At 45.9% G+C, this 17657-nt stretch carries 6 protein-coding genes and 1 pseudogene; 4 read left to right on the top strand and 3 right to left on the bottom strand.

What is annotated here, in order from left to right:
* Window positions 1-564 precede the first annotated feature (564 nt).
* Window positions 565-723: a hypothetical protein gene (locus ACJJIO_RS00835; protein WP_444909843.1), complete on the bottom strand. Its 159-nt coding sequence runs from the start codon at window positions 721-723 to the stop codon at window positions 565-567.
* Between the two features lie 685 nt (window positions 724-1408).
* On the opposite strand from ACJJIO_RS00835, the gene ACJJIO_RS00830 reads away from it, so the two are divergent.
* The 4 genes and pseudogenes from ACJJIO_RS00830 (at window position 1409) to tnpA (ending at window position 12567) form a co-directional block, all read left to right on the top strand.
* The gene (locus tag ACJJIO_RS00830; protein ID WP_444888788.1) at window positions 1409-1909 is read left to right on the top strand and encodes a hypothetical protein; all 501 of its coding nucleotides are present in this window, start codon (window positions 1409-1411) and stop codon (window positions 1907-1909) included.
* A gap of 2780 nt (window positions 1910-4689) precedes the next feature.
* Window positions 4690-11625, top strand: coding sequence for an RHS repeat-associated core domain-containing protein (locus tag ACJJIO_RS00825; protein WP_444909842.1), 6936 nt, complete (start codon window positions 4690-4692; stop codon window positions 11623-11625).
* Window positions 11626-11637: 12 nt separating this feature from the next.
* Window positions 11638-11958, top strand: a complete 321-nt coding sequence (locus ACJJIO_RS00820; protein ID WP_444909841.1) for a hypothetical protein — start codon at window positions 11638-11640, stop codon at window positions 11956-11958.
* A 280-nt stretch (window positions 11959-12238) separates the two neighbouring features.
* Window positions 12239-12567, top strand: a pseudogene (gene tnpA / locus ACJJIO_RS00815) (IS200/IS605 family transposase).
* Between the two features lie 992 nt (window positions 12568-13559).
* On the opposite strand, the gene ACJJIO_RS00810 reads toward tnpA, so the two are convergent.
* Entirely contained in the window at window positions 13560-13781 is a 222-nt protein-coding gene (locus tag ACJJIO_RS00810) for a DUF2970 domain-containing protein (protein ID WP_252085595.1), read from the bottom strand.
* Window positions 13782-13791: 10 nt separating this feature from the next.
* The gene (gene metH, locus ACJJIO_RS00805; protein ID WP_444909840.1) at window positions 13792-17487 is read right to left on the bottom strand and encodes a methionine synthase; all 3696 of its coding nucleotides are present in this window, start codon (window positions 17485-17487) and stop codon (window positions 13792-13794) included.
* Window positions 17488-17657: the final 170 nt, after the last annotated feature.

Here is a 17657-nt window from a genome sequence, read left to right as displayed (position 1 = left end):
GAAATTTCCCTATTCATGCTGGTTTTCTGAAGTATCTGAATCTCAGGCTTCTTCTTTGAGAAACCTAATCGAACTGAAGGGCTGAGCTTCGAAGGCATAATTAAGAATATATGGATTTTATTCTTAACTGTTTTTATTTCCCAGGATCTTTAAGTAATATTCTGGACTTTAAAACCTCTGTGATTAGTTGGGATGGTTGAGTATTTCTGTCTAAAGTTAAATTTCCATAGATTGATGTTTCATATCATTGCATGCTGAGATTAATAGATGAAAAATTTTGGTGTGCCTCCAGTTGGGTAGATGTTTTTGCCTGCTGCTGGGAGGTGGCAATGAAATTCTAAGGTTAAGGAGTGTTAAAAGTATTTCTCCGGATACTTTTAGTTGGTTGTGAGCTTATAGGCTCAAGAACGAAAAGAGTAAGTGTTTATCCAGTTTGGTTACACGGCTTTTAGTTTGCAAAGTGTTTGGGTGGAGGAGAAATTAGCTACTCATTTTTATGGCGTTAATATGGTTGAAGGTGGGTAAAGGAAAGCAATAATAGTTTCGCAAGCCTTATGTTCAATATCAATTTAGTGGAATAAAAATCCTAAATGGGGGGTTAAGTATGGCAATTTTAGCCATCTGTGCAATGCAGACTTCCATTAGGTCAGTCAAACCGTCTCCCAGAAAGTCCGCTACGATGATGTCGGCAATATCACCCAAAAAACGGGAGTTGGTAGCCATGAATTCAATGTCCCACGCCCCCATACGGAAACCAAAGCCGGCAAAACTAGTTGTCAGTACAATATCAACGGCAATATGAGCAGTGACTCAGGCAGCATTAGCTGCCCCCTCCGTCTTTGATAAAAAACCAGCCTGGTGATTAAGAACGGCCATGATACACGCTTCTACTACGGTCCACTGCAGCTGATTCAAGCGGCTGGACGACAATGGTAAAGGCACTGTAACCACCTTGCAGATTGACAGCGTAGAGAAATGGTCGAGCGTAGTACCTCCGGTGCAACTATCGAGAGCTTCTCCGCCGTAATATCACAGGGATTGCTATCAAGTGTATCGAGCTGAATGCATCCGATGAAGCCGCCAGTAAACAGGATGAACGCAAAGATCTCCAAGGCTCTTTGAATCTCATCAACGATAGTAATGGACTGGTAGACAAAGATACTGCTGGTAACAAACTAGTTTAAAGATTTGCTGGCCCGAACGGGTACCAGAATACACTGATTAGGAAATTGAAAAGATTTAATTTCTGTGTTTATGAAGATGAAAAGCTTCACTCTGTTTAACAATTCTCTTATCTCCCATATTGAGATTGCTCATGTTTGTTTGAGTAAAGGTTACACATAAGAATCAAGGCTGTGTAATTTGGATTGAGGCGAAAACTTAAATTAACTTCATAAAAGGAAATGTTATGCCATTACCAAAAGATATAAAGGAGATGGGAGCTGCTGTTCACCCTGTTGGTGATTTTGATTTGCACTATCAAAATCCAAAGCCCCATGAAAATGGTAGCCGTTCAATTTTGACGATGAATGTATCGGTATATCTTGAGCTTGGTTATCAGTCTAAGCACGATAAAATAGTGCATGGATATTGCAGTAAAAACGATATACAACAAAGAAATACTGATGGCAGCCAGATTTATTATAAGGATAATCCTAGTGCGGATAAGGTGCTGAGTACCTTTTACAAAGCGCGTGCAGAGACTGCTGCAGTGATAGTAAAAGATTACTTTGTTGGTCAGTGGTTAAATGGAAAGACACTTCAAGAAAATAAGAAGATGTTCCCCTCTGTGCAAAGAGATGAGCAAGACGATGGTTATCACTATGATGTTACATGTTACTACACTCCGGATACTACTTATGTAGTATTTCATTGTCATCCACCGAAAGATATCAGGGTCGCACTCTAACTATCCTTAAGTGAATTGCAGCCTTAAGTAATGAAGTTCTGCCGTTAAAAATTATGAAATAGATAATGTGGCCTTCAAGGGGATGGTTCTCTTGGGGGCTATATTGTGAATATTTCTAAAGTATTGTATAGCATTTTACAGGTGTGCAATTTATAGATGATATTAGTCGTTTTGTGAGTTTTTGCAGATGAAGTTGTAATAGTTGGTATTCGTGAGTGTAGTAAGGGTCGCTCAGCTGATATCTTGAAGTTGTACTTTTAATATGAGCTGTATTTCTGTAAGTCTTGCCCTCTGCATTTTAGGTGTTTATTGGTGCCGCTTTTGGTGTTTAGGTATTCCGCCCAAATGTTGATGGGATGGGACTTATGCCGGTAAAGGCTTTGGCTTGGGGGTGGGGGATAATTACTCTCTTTTAGAGTGGTAATTAATTTTCTGCGTAAGCATGATTTGTATGATCTGAAATTAAATTGATGTGGATCAAGGCGTTTAATTAATGAGTGTTTTTGTTGATTTTTATGAATATTTTTGGTGGCTAAATAGGGTTTCTAAATCTGAACGATGGTTTCAATTGGAATATAAAGACAGTTTGTGCATTTTAGTAAGGCGCAAAATTTCCCTTTGAAAAGCTTATACGATAGACTCCGCGACCTGTTTTTGAGGTGGAAGCCTCGTGGTTAATTACATCGGAGTTCAGAGTGTCCAGGGATTGGAAGGCTATTTTTAGCATTTTTACATTTGTATTTTTTTACTTTTCTTTCTCTGGTCTTGCCTTGGCCGGAGTCATATCCGGAACAACCAATAGTTCCACGGGAACTGTCAAGCTTACTTTCTCTAAGGTTTCTCTTGCCTCAAAGGCTGAGTTTAGAATTTATAAGAGTGGTTCGCTTTATCGAACCTATAGCGTAAGTCCTAGCGGAGGAACAAAGACATATAATTTGGGAACTGGAACTTATCGTTTTGATTTGTGGGCTGGGAATGAATGTCTACAATGGGGTCGCAATGGGCACTGCTATGAACCGGGTTTTTTCTCTAAAAGAGGTAGCCATACGGTCAAGGTAAGTATTGCTGGACCAGGCGCTGTTACTTTACCTAAAACTAGCAAAACTGGGGGGTTTAAGGTTAGTTGGGGTAAAGCATCAAAAACTCCAGATAAGTACATATTGTGGGAGCGAAAGAACGGTGGAGCCTGGAGTGATATTTACTCCGGTGGGGGTCTTTCAAAGACATTGGCTGGTCGATCAACGGGTAAATATGAATATAGAGTGCAAGCATGCTTTACAGCGTGTAGCAGCTATGTGTACTCTCAGGCAATAACCGTTGCTAGAACACCAAGCTCGGTTACTGTCCCCTCTAAAAGTACAAATGGGAGTGTTGCAATCTCGTGGAATGCGGGTTCTGGTGCGTCAAAATATATACTGCAAGAGAAGAAAAACAGCGGCTCATGGGTCGAAGTATATAAGGGAAATCTAACTAAAAAGACGCTAACAGGTAGGGGAACCGGTATCTATAGCTATCGGGTTGCCGTGATTCAAGGGAGTTTGATAAGCTCGTATAAAACTTCATCAAATGTCACTGTTTCCCGGGCTCCAGGTGTTCCTAAGAATCTTGTTGTTCCCGGTAATGATTCTAACGGGGTTTACAAGATCAGCTGGGACTCGGTATCTGGCGCCTCAAGGTATAAAGTTGAACAGACGGGTGATGCTACAGGGAGCTGGAGCCAAACAGGAATAAGTAAAACAATCACTAAAACAAAAAACGGTAGTTATTCCTATCGTGTGAGGGCATGTAAAACATATAATAAGGTTGAGTCCTGTAGTGGATGGACAAGCAAAAAGACAATTAATCTAAAGTTACCCAACATTGCATTGCAATCAGTATCCAAGTCTGGAAAGGTAACTTTAGTTTTTAACACTGATTGGCCAAGGGCCGAGCGTTGTGAGTTAAAGCGAGATAATGTTACTGTAAGTAGTGCTAAATTTAGTTCTGGGTCAATATTTTCTGAGACTTTGAGTGCTAGTGGGACCTACAGCTATCGATATTCATGCCAAACGTGTTTATTAGGTAGCTTTCCTAACTGCCCGGAGCCTGATTTTGCAGGTTATGCATCAGTTTCAGCTACGATAGTCATTGTTCCCAATAAGGCTACTCTCTCGATAAAAAATAATAAATCTTACAATGGTAATGCCAGTTTAAAATCCAATAGTACTGGGCCGATCAGCTCCGTACGTTGGCAGAAGCGAAAAAAAGGCACTGCTTGGCCCTCTGATAGCTCTTACAGCACAGCTGGAGCAGTGGATTTTACTGCTACAGGTTTAACAGATGGAAGCTGGGAGTTCCGTAGTAAAAACTGTAACTCTTCAGGTTGCAGCGCTAGTTGGAGCGCTACAGCAGGCATTACTGTTTGGAATCAGCCTCTTCCGTCTGCCCCCGTTTTGGACTCTATAGCCAATAGCTCTAACGGTAGTATAAGTTTGAATTGGAGTGATCGCTCCAATGAGTTTGTATATCAGTACAAAATTTATGAAGGCGGTAAATTTTTAAAAACTGTTTCTACTAGTTCCACTTCTCCATCCAAGGTTACAGGTACACAATTGAAGCGGAATGATGGTGTTTATAAATATCATCTTGTAGCTTGTAACTTGAGGGGGTGTTCGGGAACGGGTAACTCTAAGTCTGTTATTGTGGCTAAAAAGCCGGGTAAGCCTAGTGGTTTAAATTTATCTCCGCTTTTCTCCCGAACGGGAAGTGTTGACCTGAATTGGGGAAGTAGCAGTGGCAACTTGGTTCGTTATGAAATTTTTTCAGGTACAGCCACTTCCGTGGATGGAACTATTTCTTGGAATAACTCTACAGTAATCAAACATACAAACCTGGATAATCTGTCTAAGTCTTTTAGTCTTGATGGTGGATTCTTTGCTTATAAAATCCGTGCTTGTAATCAGGTTTCTAGTTTTTCTAGTTGCTCTGCTGCAGCAGTAACAGAAGTTGTGCAGGTAGAGCTTTCATCTCCTCCTGTTTCCGTAGATACACCACCACACAAGGCTACTGCCCTAGCGAATACTGATCCTGCGGTATTGGCCTCAGATCGTGTAGGTATTGTGCCTGGAGAGTTTCGTGTCAGTGAGTCTGGTGCGGCCACCTATAGCCTACCGATTCCAGTTGGCCCCTCATCGGGCAGTAGTGTGCCCAGTGTTAGTGTTAGCTATAGTAGTTCTGGGGGGCATGGTCCACTGGGTATTGGTTGGGGCATTAGTGGGCTCTCAGCAATAACCGCTTGTAGAAAATCTTATGAAGAAGATGGAGTGAATGGCAGCCAGTTTGATCGATTCTGTCTCGATGGTCTGCGCCTAAAATTAGTCTCATCTGGCCAATACGGTGGTATTGGCACTCAATATAGAACATCCCTGGATTCTTTTCTTAGGGTCAAGGTGGTATCGACCGGCGTCGGTAGTAAAAAAGGCTTTGAGGTCTATCGTAAGGATGGGTCCATTTCTTACTATGGCCTAACAGATGATTCTCAGAGTACCAATGCTTGGTATATCAACAAGCAAGCAGACAGTGTCGGCAATCGAATTGAATACTCCTATCTTAAAGATAGTAATGTTGGTGAACACCTCATTGAGTACATAGATTATTCGGGTGGAAGTAATGATATTCTCGTTAACCGAATAGAGTTTAACTACGATACTAATCGTTCAGATAAACGCTATGGCTATCGTTTTGGACAAAAGTCCGCTTCGACGAGACGATTGACCTCAATCATCTCTACGGCAGAGTCCGAGGAAATACGGCGCTATAAGTTTTCCTATAAAAAGAGTGGGACAGGTCGATTATTGCTCGAAGAAGTAGAGGAATGTGTAAAGAGTAATTGTCGTAAACCAACGGTATTTACCTATTCAAAGTCTGATGGTGCTGGTCTTGTTAAAGGGCTTGCGAATCCCAATATTTTTCACTCTGGCTTTGAAGGTGGTAAATATGGCGATGTAAATGGTGATGGACTTACAGACTTTGTATTTATTCGCTACGACGGTAGTCATGGAAAACGCTATATTCGAGTTGCTTTAGGCACGAAGCAAGGGTCGCTTGCCATTCAGCCCGGGCAAATGCGAATTCGTTCCAATGAGCGTGAGGAATGGCACCTCTTAGATTACAACAATGATGGTAAAGATGATTTACTGCATGCGCCAATTTCCGACAGTTCTACATATTGGGAAGTCAATTACTCTAATGGATCTGGGTTTAGTGTAACTGATACTCCTACAGCAATTACTTTCCAAAAAGGTCAGTTGGGTAAAATGCATGATTTTAATGCAGATGGTTTGCCCGACTATATCTATTTTACTGGGGGTAACGCTGATCATTTCAGGAGTCAATCACCTAACCTTAAAATCAGGGAGCTGCAGCGCAGCAGCTCGGGTAAGTTATCATTCAAAAATAGTGAAGTAGTAAGAAGTTTGTCTCTTCCCAGTTCTACCCCGCCTGGGGGAAGAACTGGCTTATATATAAATCGAACTAATGTGAATGTGCGCGATAAGGATATCGTGGCTGATTTCAATGGTGACGGAATTGCAGACTTAACTGCGATTGTGTCAACTAACTGGCGTTGTACCGAGCCATCTATCGATTGTTATAATGATATTACTTCAAAGACCGATTATCATTTTGTTGTGTTGATGTCCAATGTTAATGGTGGGCATTCTACTGTCTTTTCAAGGCAAATATTTAATAGTGGTGGGTCCACTGAGCACATGGTGAGTGATCTCAATGGTGATGGCTTACCTGATTTACTCTTTAGGGTCAGCAATAAAAGTGCCTGGAGTGTTTATCACTTTAATGGGGTTAAATTTATAACCGCAAAAGCTCTACCAGCCATCGTAGATGATAATATTCAGTTATATGACTGGGATATGGATGGTCTGGTCGACATTCTTTACCCGAACGCTAACGATAAAATAAATAACGAATACCAGTATTTATATGTGCTCCCCAATAAGTCAAATGGCTTTGGTACAGGAGTCAAGACTGGGTTAATACTTGGCGTAGATAAGAGTGACCACAGTCACTATATTATGGATGTGACTGGGGATGGCCGCCCTGAAATCGTTGAAAATTGCGCCAACCGTGATGAAAAAGAAAACCACTGCGATGATATGCGCACCCGCTCAGGGTTCTTTAGTGGTTCTGGTTTTACAGATAAGTATGTGCGTATCCTCAAACCTAAGCATGGTAATAAACCAGTTGATATTCTTGAATCTGTTGAGAATGGTTTCGGCGTTAGAACAGAAATTCAATATGCACGCCTAAATGACGACAGTGCTAATATTTATAATCGCAAGAAGGGCTCCTTCAAGCTAAATTATGGGCGCGGTTCACCCGTTTTTGACTTGTATTCACCGATGTACGTGGTGAAGAAAGTGATTTCTGATGCGCCGGCGGCGAATGACAATAACAATACTGTAGAGGCTCATTACCACTATGCAGGTGCGCGTATGCAGAGTGGTGGGCGCGGTTTCCTCGGTTTTGAATCGGTTACCACTTATGACCCTCAAAACAAGGTGAAGATAACAACCCGGTATCGCCAAGACTACCCTTACATAGGGATGCCTTCACAAACGGCTAAGGTAATAGAGCCCAATGCCAGCAATATCAAAACTCCGGCTTCCTGTAGTGAATCCAGCCTTAAGCTGATTAGCTGTTCTATTAATACGCTTAAATCGGTTGAGCCGGTATCCGGTAAAACAGTAATGCCCTATATCAGCCAAGCGCAGGATAAGTCCTATAGCTTGGATGGACATTATCTGGGCAAGGTGGTGACTACCACTAATTACACGGCTGATGTTGATATCAAGTATGGCAATGTCAGCTCTGTGGTGGTTAAAAATTATGATGCTTCAAATAACCTTGTTCAGAGCAAAACCACAAGTAACAAATATAATAATGTGGTTAGCAGCAGCCGTTGGCATTTGGCGCGACTGAGTGAGAGCAGCGTCACTACTCAGAGGCAAGGTAGCTTGGCTGCACCACAGATCAAGCGCACTGTACATTTTGGTTATGACGCCCAGACCGGCCTTTTAACTGATGAATGGGTAGCCAAAGGTAGCGCAGAAGAATTGCACACCCGTTACGAACACGATCGCTTTGGTAATCGTATTGCGGCTACTGTGACCGATGCGCTTGGTGAAAGCCGTACTAGCCATACGGGTTATGACAGCTATGGGCGCTTTCCGACCAGTAAGACTAATGCGCTTAGTCAAACGGTAGAGCAGTATTTGGGAATGGATGCCTTTGGCCAACCAGGTAAAGTATTTGATATTAGTGGGGTGGCCACCAATTATGCCTACTCTCAATTTGGTACTCGCTACTTTGAGCATCATGAGACAGGTAGTCATAGCACGACCCTGAGTACACTCTGCGCTGACAGCGGTGGCTGCCCTACGGTCGCTGGTGTACCGGCGCATTTTAAGGTGACTACTACCGGTATTGATAAAACAAAAACGGTAATGTACCACGATCGTCTGGGCCGGGAGATCCGCAAACAAACTCAGGACTTTCATGGTAAATCTGTATTTGTAGATACCCAGTACGATGTGCAGTCCCGTGTTAAAAAGATTTCCGATCCCTATAAAAGCGGTAGCTCTCCGCGTTGGACCTCTTACTCCTACGATATTCTAGGACGCACCACCAAAGTGGATGCACCCAGTGGCCAATGTGATAGCACCATTACCTACAATGGTCTGAGAGAAACTACTAAAAATTGTGCACAGCAAACTAAGGTTACCCAGAAAAATGTGCTCGGTGAGCTGGCCCAAGTCACTGATAACATCGGAGGAAAACTTAAGTATGAATATTTTGCTGATGGCAACCTTCGACATGTTCGTGTATTGAATAGCGGAGGCGGCGAAACTTCAGTAACCAGTATTGAATACGATAATCTGGGTCGTAAGAAACGCTTGGTAGATCCGGATAAGGGCACATGGACCTACGGCTATAACGGTTTTGGCGAGTTGGCTTGGCAGAAGGATGCCAAGGGGCAGGGTACCACCATGACCTATGATGCCCTTGGCCGTATGGTGACTCGAGCCGATTACACTAGTTTCAATTCCAGCAGCCAAACAGGCAAGCTACAGAACTTTAGCCGTTGGTACTACGACCAGGATCCTGGTTGTAATTCCAAATACCGATTCGATGGCAAACTGGTGGCCGTAGCCCAAGCTTCCGTAGTTATTAACGGTAGCTGCAATACAAATATGGAGGACATTAGCTTCCTTAAGCTAATGCACTACGATATTTACGGTCGCCTGGGTGAAACTACGACGGTGCTGGGTGTACTTGATGGCGAAGGGGATTTTTATGAGAAGGTCACCTATGACAAATACAGCCGTGTCAAGCGTAGCTTTGACGCCAGTAATCAGCAGGTAGCTCGCCAACAAAATTACCTATATGGCATGGAAACTGTTTATAACAGCTATGGGTATAAGGTGGGTGTGCGGGATGTGAAGGCTCCTGCCGGGCAGGGTTACTACTACCGTGTGAAGCGCATGAACCTGCGCGGACAGGTAGAAGAAGTATTATTGGGTAATGGCCTCACAACCACTTATGAGTATCACCCACAGCACTATCGCCTCACCAGTATCCTCACAGATATTAATCCTGGGGTAGGTCAAGTGCAGAATCTGCATTACGACTGGAATGCTATCGGCAACCTTTTGTCTAAAACCGATCTCAGTGGAGATGGTAGTTACAGCAAGGATCTACAGGAAAGTTTTGAGTACGATGGCCTGAACCGCCTGCGCTATGCACGGCTCTATAGTGGCGGTAGCGAAGCTAGCGTGCAGGAAGTGCGTTACAACGATGCCGGAAACATCAGATTTAAAAGTGGGGTTGGAAATTATAGTTACGATAGTGCTCGACCTCATGCTGTGACAAAAGCTGGAAGCCTTAGTTATGAATACGATGAAAATGGCAACATGGTACGAGGTTCAAATAACCGCATAAGGGAATATACGGTATTTGATAAGCCAAGTTTACTCACCAAAGATAGTCATAAAACCCGCCTTTATTATGGTCCCGACCGTAGTCGCTTCAAGCGTGTGGACGACAATGGCAAAGGTACTGTGACTACCTTGCAGATCGGCAGCGTCGAGAAAGTGATTGAGCGCAGTACTTCCGGTGCCCATATAAAGAGCTTCTATCGCCGCAATATTGCGGGGGTTGCTGTTGAGCGAGTACAACTAAATGCGTCGGATGAAATTGCCGGCACTAGCACTCAGTATTTGCACAAAGACCTACAGGGCTCCCTGGATGTCATTACTGATAGTAAGGGGCAGGTTGCAGAAGATGCTGCAGGTAACAAGTTGCTATACAGCTTTGATGCCTGGGGCAAACGCCGCAACCCGTTGAGCTGGGAGCGTATTGGTTCTGGCCCCTCGAATACGGTTAAGACTTTAAACGTTGGTGCTTTTAATCATTTAAGTAGTAATCGTGGTTACACAGGTCATGAAATGATGGATGAGGTGGGCCTTATTCATATGAATGGCCGGGTGTACGATCCCAACCTGTCACGCTTCTTAACAGCGGATCCGATCATTGATGGTATTACTTCGGTCCAAGGCTACAATCGTTATGCCTATGTGCACAATAATCCGCTGACTTATACGGATCCTTCTGGGTATAGTTCCTGGAATAAGTGGAGAGACTCTGTAGTAAAGCCGGTGGTCGCGGTAGTGATTGCTATTTACACTGGAGGACAGTCTCTTGCAGCGTTACAGGCTGGTCAGACTGCGGCTGCGGCTGGGTGGGCCGCTGCCGGCGGTGCTGCCGCTGGAGCAGTACAAAGCGGTACAGTTAAAGGTGCCTTTTTTGGTGCTTTCAGTGCAGTGGCATTTATGGGGATTGGTAATGCTTTTCAAGGAGCGAAATGGGCAACTCAGGGCGTTGTTGGGAAAGGAGTAATGGGCACTGGTCTGAACGGCTATGGTTATGCTGCAAAAGTCTTTGCTCACTCAGTGGCAGGCGGCCTTTTGTCTGAAGCTCAGGGAGGAAAGTTTAAGCATGGCTTTGCTGCAGCAGGTGTGGCTCAAGCATTCTCAGGGGCTGTCGACTTGATTGATGCCGGAAATACTGGCTTTAGTACTGCTAGGGTTGTTGTCGCAGCTCTCTTGGGAGGAACCACTTCAGTTGTATCCGGAGGGAAGTTTGCCAATGGAGCTATAACAGCTGCTTTTGCTCGGGCTTTTAATGAGGAGTCTCATAGAAGCGAAGGAAAAGGAGAGGATGGCAGTTGTGCAAGCCCATCTGATGGAAATTTAGTAGCCAGTTGCTATGCCACTGGGGGCGGTAAACGTATTGAGTATAAAGGGGAGACGGTCAAACTGTGTGAATATAGATGTACTGTCACATTTAAGGGTTCAAAAACAACAATAACTGATATTGGGACTTTTTCTGTTGATCAAGCCGAAAGCCTTACTTTACCGAATTTGCGAAACGTGAATGCTTGTGGCGTACCAAACATAGAGGTTGGAAGTGATTCCCTAGGGTGTTTTGGTCAAGTGAAAGGTATTGAAAGGATGCCTGGACAGTCTTTAACGACTACCTCTAAAATTATGACTTCATTCCAGGTTCAACCGATCCATGGTGATCTTTATGAAATCTTGAAGTCCTATCATGACTTAAGAAAGATGGATGTTATGCGTGTAATAGATGAGAGGTCAGAATAGGGTTGTAGAGCCATGAAAATGATATGCGGCATTGTATTTTTTATTTCTTTTGGCTCATTTGCGGCTAGTGCAGGGGATGTCGGTGAAGTTAAATGCGATAATTATCCTGCAGGTGAAAATATATATAAAATTTGCTTTATAAATGTAGATGGAATCAATGTTCCTCATGGAAAGTATGAAATCATTAATGAGAAAGGGGTAGCCGTTCTTGAGCAATATTACGAGAGAGGTGAGGAGGTGGGTTTTTTAATTAATCGTGCAGATGATGGTAAAGTTTTGAAGGTTTGCTATTTTTCTCGCGGTAAAAATGAATCTGAATGCATAGAGTTGTAGTTTCTTTATTTGGCGAAAACCTATTGGAATATACAGGATGGCGTCCTGTTAAATTTTAATAGAGTTGAAATAACGTCGTGATAAAAATTAATTTTTTTACGGCAGAGTAATTATCTCAGAGCTCTTTTATATTAATTAATGCATAGGTAAGGCATTGCCTCTGGCGGTGAGGCTTGACAGGGCTCTGCCGTTTCGGAGCGCAGAATGAAAAATATGGCCTCCATGAAACGGCAAGTTCTATAAAGGAGGTCATGTGCGAGATTGACAATTCAAAGCTCACGTGAAGTATGATTGCAGGTACCACGTGGTATTTGTGCTTAAGTACAGAAAGAAAGTATTATTTGGAACGTTGAGACGGAGGTGGGAGCGATATTTCGAGACTTATGCAAGGGTATTGAGTTGGTCGAGGGGTGCGCAATGAGGGATCACATTCATATATTGTTAATTATTCCTCCGAAATTGAGTGTATTCTAATACGGTTGGGTTTTGAAAGGAAAATCTGCGTTCCAGATATTTCGGAAGTACAAGCATGTACAGAGAAACTTTACAGGAAGACACTTTTGGGTCCGGGGATATTGCGTTAGTACAGTGGGCTTGATGGGCAGATAATTCGAGAGTAAATCAAGAATTAAGATGCTGAAGAGCGTCGTTAAGAGCAGATGCAGCTGGCGGGATTGTAACTAGCCCCCTTTGGGGGCTTTCACCATACCACCCGCTATGTGGGTGGTTGCTGATTTTGAGAGAATTCTTTTATCTATGTTCGATTTTGCTTGAGTCTGATGCCAAGATTATATATGAGGAGGTTGTTTTGCTCATGCCGGCATCTAACTTGCCACCAGGGGGCTAATCGGAAACGTCATCTAAAAACCAGTGCTGGTAGCTATAAGTATTTTAGCTCAGGCTTTAGTTATACTCCCTGGGTGGGTCAAGTTAATCTGCGTGATATATTGATATATATTGGAGGCCTGATATGGGTTCCCAAAATTTTTATTTATAAATAGGGTATGCGTAGCATTTCCGATTTAGATGATTTTCGGTTTAGTATGGAAATTGTCGGTGCGTTGGCGAATATAGTTAGCGCCCTCAGCGTGGGAGCCTGTAATCACCCAAATTGCAATTGCATTAATATCGGTCATTAAATGCTGGGTAAGACAGACCTTGTCCCTATAAATGGACGGATCTACAATCCAACCCCGGCCCACCTTGCAACTGCAGACTCAATTTGCTCTACTTGATATGCCGCTGCCTGCGGCTCACCTACTTTGAATAACAATAATTTGTAATCGGAGAAATTCGATGAAGGAAGAAGTAGCTGTTACCCCGGAAGAAGACAATTTCGCAGATGCTATCGCCGCTGTAGCTCTGGTCGCTATCTTTGTTGCCACCTGTATTTTCTGGGTTGCTACCCGCTGACCCATTTGATGTCCCGACCCGGAGCCGAGCCGTACCGGGTACTTCTTCGTAAATTCCTCTTTATAACCCACAGCAATACCTTCCATTGGGCTATCTGCTAGGGCTGAAATCTATTTATGCAGAAATTTGAGTGATCAAGCGGGCGAGGAGCCCGCTTTTGCTGAGAGATTTCTAGCTGGAAAAGAGCTTTAGCCCATATTGCCCAGTACGGTCTTTACGATCAGTATCAGGGTTAAGACAAACAAAATGGTGAAGACAATTCCGGCGACAACAAAGTGCATCATGCTGCCGCTTTGAAAGTCCTTCTCTCGGTTCTTGTTGCTCTGAACTCCAATGGCCCCTGCCAAAGTGCTTAGTACAATCTGGCCTAGTCCGGGCTTCCTTGCTCGTTTCTTATTATTTTCCTGCATGGGGGGATCCTCACTCTTCGAGATTTGGGCGCAGCCAGCGCTCCAGTTCCTGTTCACTAATTCCTTTGCGCTTGGCCAGGCTTTGCAGCTGATCCCGACCGATTTTACCGACATTAAAGTATTTGGCCTGTGGGTGGGCGAAGTACCAGCCGCTGACTGCGGCCGCTGGCATCATGGCGAAATGCTCGGTCAGGCTGACCCCGGCATTTTCTTCGGCGTTCAATAAACTGAACAAAGTAGCCTTTTCTGAGTGGTCTGGGCAGGCGGGATAGCCGGGCGCCGGGCGGATACCCTGATAGGCTTCTTTGATTAGCTGCTCATTGCTCAACTCTTCGTCTGCCGCATAGCCCCAGTATTCCTTGCGTACTTGGCGGTGCAGGGTTTCAGCAAAAGATTCTGCCAGTCGGTCCGCCAGGGCCTTCACCATAATTGCGTTATAGTCATCGTGCTTGGCTTCGTAGTTCTGTGCCAGTTCGTCGGCGCCAATGCCAGTGGTAACTGCGAAGCCGCCGACATAATCGATATAGCCGGAATCCAGAGGAGCGACAAAATCTGCCAGTGAACGGCACAGACCATCGCCGCCCATCTTTTGTACCTGTTGGCGAATATGATGTAAACGCGCCAGTTCATCACTGCGCGCTTCATCTTTGTACACGATGATATCGTCGCCGATGCTATTGGCGGGCCACAAACCGAACACAGCGCGGGCGCGCAGCTGCTTTTTGGCAATCATCTCTTTCAGCAGGCGCTGGGCATTGTGGTAGAGATCGCTAGCAGCCTCGCCGACCACTTCATCCTTGAGGATAGCCGGATACTTGCCCGCCAGATCCCAGGATAAAAAGAAGGGTGTCCAATCAAGCGTATCGAGGAGGTTCTCCAGGGGAAAATCTTCGATAACGGTAATTCCCAATTTTTGGGGTTTTACGGGTTGGTAATTTTGCCAGTCGAATTCAGGGGCGTTATCTCGGGCTTCCGCATAGGTCAGCCGGGTGTCGTTGCGCTTTCTATTTGCGGTGCGGGTGCGCACCTTTTCATATTCCGCGCGAACCTTTTCAACAAAGGCGGGACGCAGTTCATCGGAAATCAAGCTGCTGGCGACCCCCACAGCGCGCGAGGCATCGGCCACATACACCACCTGATTGCGATTGAATTGGGGATCAATCTTTACTGCGGTGTGGGCCTTGGAAGTGGTGGCACCGCCAATCAGCAAGGGGATATCGAATTTCTGGCGTTCCATTTCTGCGGCGACATGCACCATCTCATCAAGGGAGGGGGTGATTAAACCGGATAGGCCGATAATGTCACAATTCTTTTCCCGGGCGGTTTGCAGAATAGTTTCTGCGGCCACCATCACGCCGAGGTCGATTACCTCGTAATTGTTACAGGCCAGCACCACACCGACGATATTCTTGCCGATATCGTGCACATCGCCTTTTACCGTGGCCATAAGGATACGGCCGTTGGGCCGGCTGTCCTCGGTTTTTTCCGCTTCGATAAACGGTTGTAAATAGGCGACGGCCTGCTTCATCACCCGTGCCGATTTCACCACCTGGGGCAGGAACATCTTGCCCTCGCCAAACAGGTCGCCAACGATATTCATACCGTCCATCAGCGGACCTTCGATCACATCCAGGGGGCGACTGCTATTGGCGCGGGCCTCTTCGGTGTCTGCCTCGATATAGTTGTTGATGCCTTTTACCAGGGAATGGGCCAGACGTTCATTGACTGGCAGCTCACGCCAGCTGAGGTCTTCCTTGCGCGTTGTGCCGCCGCCTTCACCCATATATTTGGGGGCGATATCCAGCAGGGCTTCGGTGGCTTCGTCATTGCGATTGAGGATGACGTCTTCCACCTTTTCCCGCAGTTCTTCAGGCAGCTCGTCATAGACCGCCAGCTGACCGGCGTTGACGATGCCCATATTCAGGCCGGCTTTGATGGCGTGGAATAGGAATACAGAGTGGATCGCCTCGCGCACTGGGTTGTTGCCGCGGAAGGAGAAAGAAACGTTGGAGACGCCCCCACTGATCTGAGCACCCGGTAGATTCTCACGAATCCAACGGCAGGCCTCAATAAAGTCCACCGCGTAGTTGTTGTGCTCCTCGATGCCAGTGGCAACGGCGAAAATATTGGGATCGAAAATAATATCGGTGGGGTCGAAACCGACTTCCCCTACCAATACTTCATAACTGCGCTTACAGATTTCGATTTTGCGCTCAAAGGTATCCGCCTGACCCTGCTCATCAAAGGCCATCACCACTACGGCGGCACCATAGCGCAGGCACAGTTGCGCCTTCTCAATAAACTCCTCTTTGCCTTCCTTGAGGCTGATTGAGTTCACGATGGGTTTACCCTGAATGCACTGCAGCCCGGCCTCGATCACCTCCCATTTGGAGGAGTCCACCATAAAGGGCACCTTAGCGATGTCGGGCTCGGTGGCTGCCAGGTTGAGAAAACGGCGCATGGCGGCGTGTGCATCGAGCATCGCCTCATCCATATTGAAATCAATCACCTGCGCGCCATCTTCCACCTGTGCGGCGGCGACCTGCAGGGCGGTATCGTAATCCTCTTCCAGAATCAGTCGCTTGAAGCGGGCGGAGCCTGTCACATTACAGCGCTCGCCCACATTGACGAAGAGGGCGCTTTCATCGGCGACAAAAGGTTCCAAACCGGAAAGGCGTAAAGCCGGTTTGATTTCGGGCAACTGGCGCGGAGGGATATCGGATACCGCCTCTGCAATGGCGCGGATGTGTTCTGGCGTGGTGCCGCAGCAACCGCCGAGAATATTGATAAAACCACTGCGGGCAAACTCCGCCACAATCGCCGCGGTTTGTTCCGGGGTTTCGTCGTATTCGCCAAACTCATTGGGCAGGCCGGCATTGGGGTGCGCGGAAACATAAGTGGCGCAGGCGCCAGATAAAGCCTCTACATAGGGGCGCAGTTCGGTGGCCCCAAGGGCACAGTTAAGGCCAACGGAGATGGGTTTTGCGTGGGCGATGGAATAGTAAAACGCCTCGGTAGTCTGGCCGGAGAGGGTGCGGCCGGAGGCGTCAGTAATGGTGCCGGAGATCATAATCGGCAACTCGAAGCCCAGCTCCTCAAACAGCTTCTGCATGGCGTAAATGGCCGCCTTGGCATTGAGCGTGTCGAAGATGGTTTCAATCAGGATCAGGTCACTGCCGCCCTCTATTAGGGCGCGGCCGGCTTCCACATAATTGTGTACCAGCTCATTGAAAGTCACATTGCGCGCACCCGGGTCGTTGACATCCGGGGAAATACTGGCGGTACGTGAGGTAGGGCCAATCACCCCGGCCACCCAGCGGGGGCGCTCTGGGGTGGAGAGGGCATCCGCCGCGCGGCGGGCTACTTCTGCTGAGGTTCGATTCAGCTCTACTACAAGATGTTCCATGTCGTAATCCGACTGGGACAGCTCAGTCGCATTAAAAGTATTGGTCTCGATAATGTCGGCGCCAGCTTCCAGGTATTGCCGGTGGATCTGTTCGATCAGGTAGGGACGAGTAATGCTTAATAGATCGTTATTGCCTTTCAGGTCCCGATGGAAATCGGCAAAGCGAGCGCCGCGGTAATCTTCTTCCTGCAACTTTTCCCGCTGGATCATGGTTCCCATAGCGCCGTCGAGAATCAGGATGCGCTGAGCGAGCGCGGCTTTGAGTTGCTCCAGGCGTTGATTGCGGGACAGCGCAGACATTGACCAATCCTTAATTGTCTATGGCGGGAAAGGCATCAATCTTAGCACACGGATACCTGTCAACAGGGGCTAAATTGATGGATAAAAAATACCACGACACAATAACCGGTAAATTTTTACTAATGGCGTGCAATTTCTATCTATAGTTTGGCCTTCAGCAGACATAAAAA

The sequence above is a fragment of the Microbulbifer mixtoriginis (SeqCode) genome (assembly GCF_052467235.1).
This window is presented reverse-complemented; position numbering and strand designations above follow the sequence as displayed.